5 protein-coding genes and 1 tRNA gene are annotated in these 6,905 nt (G+C 56.9%); 4 read left to right on the top strand and 2 right to left on the bottom strand.

What is annotated here, in order from left to right; all coding sequences use genetic code 11:
- A partial coding sequence (locus tag NW819_RS01075) for a GAF domain-containing protein (RefSeq protein WP_414412631.1) occupies positions 1-3,191 on the bottom strand: 3,191 nt, incomplete at its 3' end.
- Between the two features lie 285 nt (positions 3,192-3,476).
- On the opposite strand from NW819_RS01075, the gene NW819_RS01070 reads away from it, so the two are divergent.
- Positions 3,477-3,854, top strand: coding sequence for a hypothetical protein (locus NW819_RS01070; protein ID WP_414329842.1), 378 nt, complete (start codon positions 3,477-3,479; stop codon positions 3,852-3,854).
- Positions 3,855-3,988: 134 nt separating this feature from the next.
- Here the strand turns inward: NW819_RS01070 and NW819_RS01065 are convergent.
- A tRNA-Leu gene (locus NW819_RS01065) sits at positions 3,989-4,071 on the bottom strand.
- A gap of 112 nt (positions 4,072-4,183) precedes the next feature.
- Here NW819_RS01065 and tgt point away from each other — a divergent pair.
- The 3 genes from tgt to NW819_RS01050 all read left to right on the top strand — a co-directional run.
- Positions 4,184-5,293, top strand: a complete 1,110-nt coding sequence (gene tgt, locus NW819_RS01060; protein WP_414351098.1) for a tRNA guanosine(34) transglycosylase Tgt — start codon at positions 4,184-4,186, stop codon at positions 5,291-5,293.
- Between the two features lie 113 nt (positions 5,294-5,406).
- Positions 5,407-5,766 (top strand): hypothetical protein, encoded by a 360-nt coding sequence (locus NW819_RS01055; protein WP_414412630.1) that lies wholly within the window; start codon positions 5,407-5,409, stop codon positions 5,764-5,766.
- The coding region (locus NW819_RS01050; RefSeq protein WP_414412629.1) for a hypothetical protein at positions 5,702-6,905 on the top strand (1,204 nt) is incomplete at its 3' end. The genes NW819_RS01055 and NW819_RS01050, both read left to right, overlap by 65 nt.

The following is a 6,905-nucleotide window of genomic DNA, read 5'->3' as shown; positions in this document are numbered from 1 at the left end:
ACGCTGAAGGTGCTGCCCTGTCCCTCCTGGCTTTGCAACGAGATGGTTCCCCCCATCAGTTCTGTCAGTTGTTTGCAGATGGCCAAGCCCAGTCCCGTACCTCCGTATTTGCGGGTAGTAGAGGCATCCACCTGGCTAAACGGTTGAAACAGCTTGCTCTGCGCCGCCGCCGGGATCCCGATCCCGGTATCTCTCACCGAGAGCCTGAGGTGGACATGGGTAGCGGTTTCTTGCAGCACCTCCGCTTGGATCACCACCTCTCCTCGGTGGGTGAACTTAATGGCGTTGCTTACCAAATTGTTGAGGATTTGCCGTAGTCGCGAGGCATCTCCCCGCAGGTAGCGCGGCACTTCCGGCGGCATAAGCACCGCCAGCTCTAACCCCTTGGCATGGGCAGTGGGGGCAAACAGATCCGCCACCTCCTCCAGACACGAGCGGAGATCGAAATCCAGGATCTCCAGCTCCATTTCCCCGACCTCCAATTTGGAGAAGTCCAGGATGTCGTTGATGAGGGTGAGCAGGGCATCGCCACTGATGCGGATGGTCTCTACAAAGTCCCGCTGTTCTGCATTGAGGGGGGTCTCCAGCAGCAGGCCCGTCATCCCCAACACCGCGTTCATGGGGGTGCGGATCTCGTGGCTCATGGTGGCCAAGAAGCTGCTCTTGGCCTGTGCAGCCTGCTCAGCTGCTTTGCGGGCCTGCTCCAGCTCCAGGCTGCGCTTTCTCTCCCGTTCCAAAAGGGCTGCCTGGGTGAGGGCAATGCCAATTTGGTTGGCCAACTGCGATAGCAGCTCCATCTCAAAGGGTTGCCACTGACGGGGCCCGGAGCACTGGTGGGCCAGCAACAACCCCCACAACTGCTGCTCCAAAAACAGCGGCACCACCAAGTTGGCCCTGACCTGCATTTTTTGCAGCAGCTCTAGGTAACAAGGCTCCAGTCCTTCACTTTCCACATCGCTAACAACGCGAACGCGGCCCTGGCTGTAGAGCTGGGCGTACTTTTCCTGAAAACAGGGATCCTCGATCACCTCTCCCAGCAAGGAGGGGATCCCCGGCTGAGTTTTCTCGTTGGAGATGATCCCAGAACCATCCGGCTGGAAGCGGTAGACCAAGACTCGGTCGGCTTTGAGCAGGGCTTGGATTTCTGTTACCGCCGTCTCTAGGATCTCGGCGATATCCAAAGATTCGCGGATCTTCAAGCTGAGATTGGCTAGCAACTGAGCCCGGCGGTTTTGCCGCTCCAATTCCTCTGCCGCTTTCTTCTGCTCGGTAATGTTGCGGAAGATGCCCCGCGTAGCCACCATCACTCCATCTTCAAAGCGGCAGTTGACATTGCCCTCCACCCAAACAGTTTCACCGCTGGCCGTGAGGAAAGCTGTCTCTACCCTCTCCAGTTTCTCCCCTGCTAGAAGCTTCTGGAAAAGAGCCTGGCAGTGCTCCCGGCAGTCGGGATGGAGAATGTCGAAGAGGGTCATCTGATAGACCTGAGCTTCGTCGTAGCCCAAGGTCTCCTTCCAAGTGCGGTTGACATACAAAAAGTGCCCTTCGGCATCCACGCTTTGGATGAGGTCAGTGGCATTTTCAAAGAGATCCCGGTAGCGCTCTTCGCTTTCTTTCAAGGCCAGCTCCGCCAGCCTACGGTCGGTGATGTCGATGCCGGTGCCCATGACAAACTCCACCTCGCCGGCAGCGTTGATTAGGGCGGTGTTAGACCAAGAAATAAGCCGCAGTGCCCCTTGCTTGGTGCGCCAAAAATTCTCATGGCGATTCAAAAAGAGGGAATGATTGCCCTTGAGCTGTTCAAAAGCTTGCTTCACACCAGGCACATCTTCCGGCGGGATCAAACCCAAATCCCACAGCAGCCGGCCCTTGACTTCTGCCAGCGAGTAGCCAGAGAGCTGCTCAGCAGCGCGGTTGAAGCGCAGGATACGCCCTTCTGGATCCATGACCACCACCAGCGCCCCTGCCGTATCGATAACCGCGTTGGTAAAATCTCGCTCTTGCTTGAGGGATCGTTCTGCCTCTTCTCGCTCGGCAGTCTCCCGACGGATGAGGAAGTAAACCGAGGCCAAAACCAGGTAAGTAAAAATGAGCCCGCCAAAAGCAATGAGATTGGTTCTAACCCAGGCAAACTGAAATTCCTGGCTGCGTTGCTGCAGAAGGCGATTTTCCTCCTGCTGGAGCACCCGAATCAACTCGGCAATTTGCTCCACCAACCTTGGCCCTTCGCTGCTTTCCAGGGCTTCCTGGGTGGCGAGTAGCCCCTCTTGATCCCTCAGTTGCTCCAGCAGCAGCTCCAGCAGCAGCTCTAGGCGCTTCAGGCGCTCTTGCTGCAGGGGGTTGTCAGCAGTGAGCTCTTTCAACAAGCGCAGATGGGTGGAGGTGGCTTCAAGGCTGGCTTGGTACTCACTGAGATAGCGAGGATTATTGGTCAGAAGATAACCATATTGACCGGCTTCGGCGGCGCGGGTTTCCGCCAGCAATCCTTCCAAGTTTTGGATTGCTTTCAGAGTGTGGGCCACTCGTTCTGTAAGCTGCGGCAGTTGAGAGGCATTCCGCTGAGCTGAGTAGGTGATCCCGCCCAAAAGCAAGGCAGCTAGGCCAAAACCGGCGGTAACTTTGAGGAGAAAGCGGTTTTTGCGGGCAGGTTTAGTATCCCCCGACTTAGGCAGAAGAGGCGTCTGAGCCAGTTCCCTCAAAGTACGGCGCAGCTCCAGTTGGGCCACCACCTGATGGGCCAGGGCTTGTAATTGCTCCAGTTGTTCTGGGGTCAGGTGCCGAGGCTGATAATCGACAACGCAAAGCGTGCCTAAGGCTTGCCCTTCTGGAGTTACCAGAGGGATGCCAGCATAGAAGCGGATGTGGGGCTCTTGCGTAACAAGCGGGTTGTCGGCAAAGCGGGGATCCTGAGTGGCATCGGGCACCACCAGCGGCTCTTTAGGCGACAAGATGGCGTGGGCGCAGAAGGCCACATCCCGTGGGGTCTCCTGCACATCGACGCCGAATTTGGCTTTAAACCACTGGCGGTGTTCGTCGATAAGGCTGACCAGAGCAATGGGCGTGCCGCAGATGTGGGCAGCCAGCCGCACGAGTTCGTCAAAGCTGTTCTCAGGAGCGGTGTCCAAAATCTGATACTGCCGCAGGGCAGCCAGCCGCTGCTCTTCGTTGGGAGGGAGGGGGGCCTTAGGCATAGGTCAAACTAAGCGGAGAGAAAGGGATCCCGATCCACCGATCTCGGAGGTCGATAGTCTCAAGGTAAAAGAGGTAACCCCAGCATAACTTCCAAGCCTCTCCACCGGAAGCTACAGGGATCCGATCCCCAAACCAGCTTCCCGTTGGTTCAGTTCGCTACATTTTCACCACGCCTGCGTCAGCTACTCTAGCTCCTGCAAATTAAGCAAGCTTCGAGTTGAAATTTCTCAACGGAAGACTTACTATAGAGCGACGAGCTTTGTAAAGGGGGAATACTCTCAGTCATGCAAAAACTCCAAGACAGTTTGGTAAAAGCTCTGAGCATCGATGGAGCACTGGGGGTAGCGCTGGGGGACTGGAAAACAGGGATGTGCTTGGGGTACAAAGGCACCAACAGTCCCGCTTTTCCTGAAGCTAACTTGGAGCTGGCAATCGCCGGAAACACAGAAGTGATTCGCGCTAAGATGCGAGTCGCGGAGTCACTTAAGTTCACCGACAGAATTGAAGAGATTTTAATCATCCTGGAAACTCAGTACCATCTAATGCGTATGCTTAAAACCATAAACGGCCTATTTTTCTACCTAGCCTTAGACCGAGAAAAAGGGAACTTAGCTCTTGCCCGCATTAAACTCAGTCAAATTGAGAGCGAATTGACCCTCTAAGGGCAACTTGAAAGAGATGAAGCATCACGGCGAGCAGGGAGTCTAATTTGGCCGTGGAGCTACACCCCCAATACTTATCCTTGGCCGACAGGGCATGTCGGCATAGCTTAACCTAAGTGTTGAAGGAAAGAGAGTGCGGAACCGGGGACTTGAACCCCGATGGCATTGCTGCCACTAGAACCTGAATCTAGCGCGTCTACCATTCCGCCAGTTCCGCGGCGATCTACAAGTGTGCCCAAAGCAGGGGATCCCTGTCAAGGCTGGCAAAAGGGATCCCTTGCCGGCGGCTCTATCTGTGCTAAGCTCTGCTGCGCACAAGATTAAAGCCGATAACGCTGACCTTGGCCGACTTTACCTTCACCTGCGAGGGCACCTGCCCCCATACCCAAGCGCGGGCAGGATACTTCGTCACCCCCCACGGCGGGATCCCAACCCCTTGCTTTATGCCGGTGGGAACTTTGGCCAACGTGAAAACCCTCACCCCGGCCCAGCTCAAGGAGACAGGTGCCCACATCATCCTCAGCAACACCTATCATCTCCACCTGCAACCTGGCGAAAGCATCATTCAAGCGGCAGGGGGGCTGCACCGCTTTATGGGCTGGTCGGGCCCCATCCTTACCGACTCAGGGGGCTTCCAGGTCTTCAGCCTCAGCGCCATTCGCCAAATCAACGAGGAGGGAGTGACGTTCCGCTCTCCTCTCGATGGCCGCATCATTCACTTCACCCCAGAGCTATCCATCCAGATTCAAAATGCCTTGGGTGCCGATGTGATCATGGCCTTCGACGAGTGCCCGCCCTACCCTGCCAGCCCTGAGGAAGTGGAAGCAGCGGTGCGGCGAACCACCCAGTGGCTGAAACGGTGCGTGAAAGCCCATCGCCGCTCAGATCAGGCTTTGTTTGGCATTGTGCAGGGGGGAGTTTACCCTGAGCTGCGCCGGCGGGCGGTGGAAGAGGTCTGTCGGTTGGATCTGCCGGGCTATGCCATTGGCGGGGTGAGTGTGGGGGAGCCGGTCGAGTTTATGCACGCCGTTGTGCGGCAAACAGCCCCTCTACTGCCGGCAGATCGCCCCCGTTATCTCATGGGGGTGGGCACCTATGCAGAGATGCGGGCCGCTGTGGCCGCCGGAGTGGATTTGTTTGACTGCGTGATCCCCACCCGCTATGCCCGCCATGGCACGGTGATCAGCCGGGGCAAACGCTGGAACATCAAAAATGCCGAGCACCGCCGCAGCCTGGATCCCATCGATCCCGACTGTCCCTGCTACACCTGCCGCCACTTCAGCCGCGCCTACTTGTGCCACCTCATCCGCGCCCAGGAGATCCTGGGCTATACCCTGCTTTCTATCCACAACATCACGGAGCTGATGCGCTACACCCAGAAGATGCGTCAGGCCATCTTGGAAGGCAAGTTTCACGAGAACTGGGATCCCTGGAGCTAAGCCGGTCAGGAGATTTCTCTGGAAATATCCGATCCATCCTAGTTCACTAGACACTCCAATATCCCGTGTATATACCTAAATTATCCCATGTAGCCGCAGGAAGGAGTCAGATCATGGCTATCCGAACCCTCAGCAGCGTAGTCGAACAGCACATTGCCGGCCTTCCGGGCTTGATTGCTGTTTTGATAGGGCGGGCCACTGATGGTACCACAGTAGCCAAAGTAACCTACGTCAGCGATTCCCAAGAGGAGCAAGCCCTAGAACGTTTGGGCACCTACGCCGGCGACCTGTTGCAGGCCAATAGCCGCCTTTGTCAAACCGTCAGCCCCGACCAAGAGGCGGACTACCTCTTGGCCGGCACTTCGGCGTTGCGGGTTGTCATCAAAGCGTTTCCCAAAAGCCCCTACTTTGTTTGGAGAGCCGGTTATCTTCCACTGCCATCACTACAACCTATTCCTGCAGCAGACTATTGAAGATCCCGACTGGATCGATGGAGTAGGGATCCTGCGCACGGCAGCCCAAGAGATCTTTTACAGTCTTCTGTACGGAGCTTTCAAGGCTCTTGGCATTCAGGAGACCCAAGAGCGCCTGGCAGTGGCAGCTCAGATCTTCAGTTTTTTAGGATTTGGGCGGCTGGCGTTTGAGGTGACACCTTCAGGCGGGGAAGTGCAGCTTACCCATTCTCACTATGCAGAAGGTTGGCTGAGCAAGTACGGGGATCAGGTCAACCGCACACGTCCCATTGACCACTTGGCGGTGGGCTATGTGGCAGCAGCTCTGGATGCCACTTTTGGCGAGCTGGGAAGCTACGGGGCAGAAGAAACGGAGTGTATGGCCGTTACGCGCAAGGATCACTGCGTGATCCAGGCCACTCGGCTGCCAAAGCCTCAGTCGCTGACTCCCAGTCCAGGCATGGGCAAGCTTATTGAGCAGCCAACCCAGTTCCCGCAGCCCGTAACGGCAGTGGACTATGACGCGGTCAACGAAGCTCTGTGGGGCCTGCCTTTGGCCGGAGATGATCAGGGGCAGATTCGCGCCTTTAACGTGTTGCTAACGCGCATGCCTGCCAACTACTACAACCGCATTCAATATCGCTTTTTACAGGAGCTGAAGGCGGTGCAGGCTGAGCTGATGGGGGTGGGGGAAGCTCTCATCCGCGAGTCGGGGCATGTCTGTGTGTTCTACACCTTCGGCAACATCATGGAATCGGTGGAGTGGGAAACCCTGGTGGGGCCGATGCTGGAGAAGGACACCGACTGGATCCACGGCGGCTATGCGGTGGCCAGCAGCCTGGGGTGGGGTCGCTGGCAGGCTTTGGAGGTGGTGAGTGGCCAGTCTTGCCGGGTGGCCATTGATGGCAACTACGAAGCCAACTACTTTTTAGCTTCCTACCCACGGGCAGAAGATCCCGCCTGCTATTTTGCTCAAGGGGCGGTGCCGGCGATGATGAATCTGGTCTACAACGGCAACATCCAGCAGAAGCCGGTTTTGGATCAAGTCTTCTACAACCGCCTCTTCCAGCGGGGTGGGCTCTTCCACGGCCAGGAGACCAAGGCCAGAGAGAAGGGGGATCCCTGGTGCGAGTTCTACGCCGCTCGCGTCAGCGGGACGG

This window comes from Synechococcus sp. R8-2, assembly GCF_047461715.1.
Taxonomy (GTDB): domain Bacteria; phylum Cyanobacteriota; class Cyanobacteriia; order Thermostichales; family Thermostichaceae; genus Thermostichus.
This window is presented reverse-complemented; position numbering and strand designations above follow the sequence as displayed.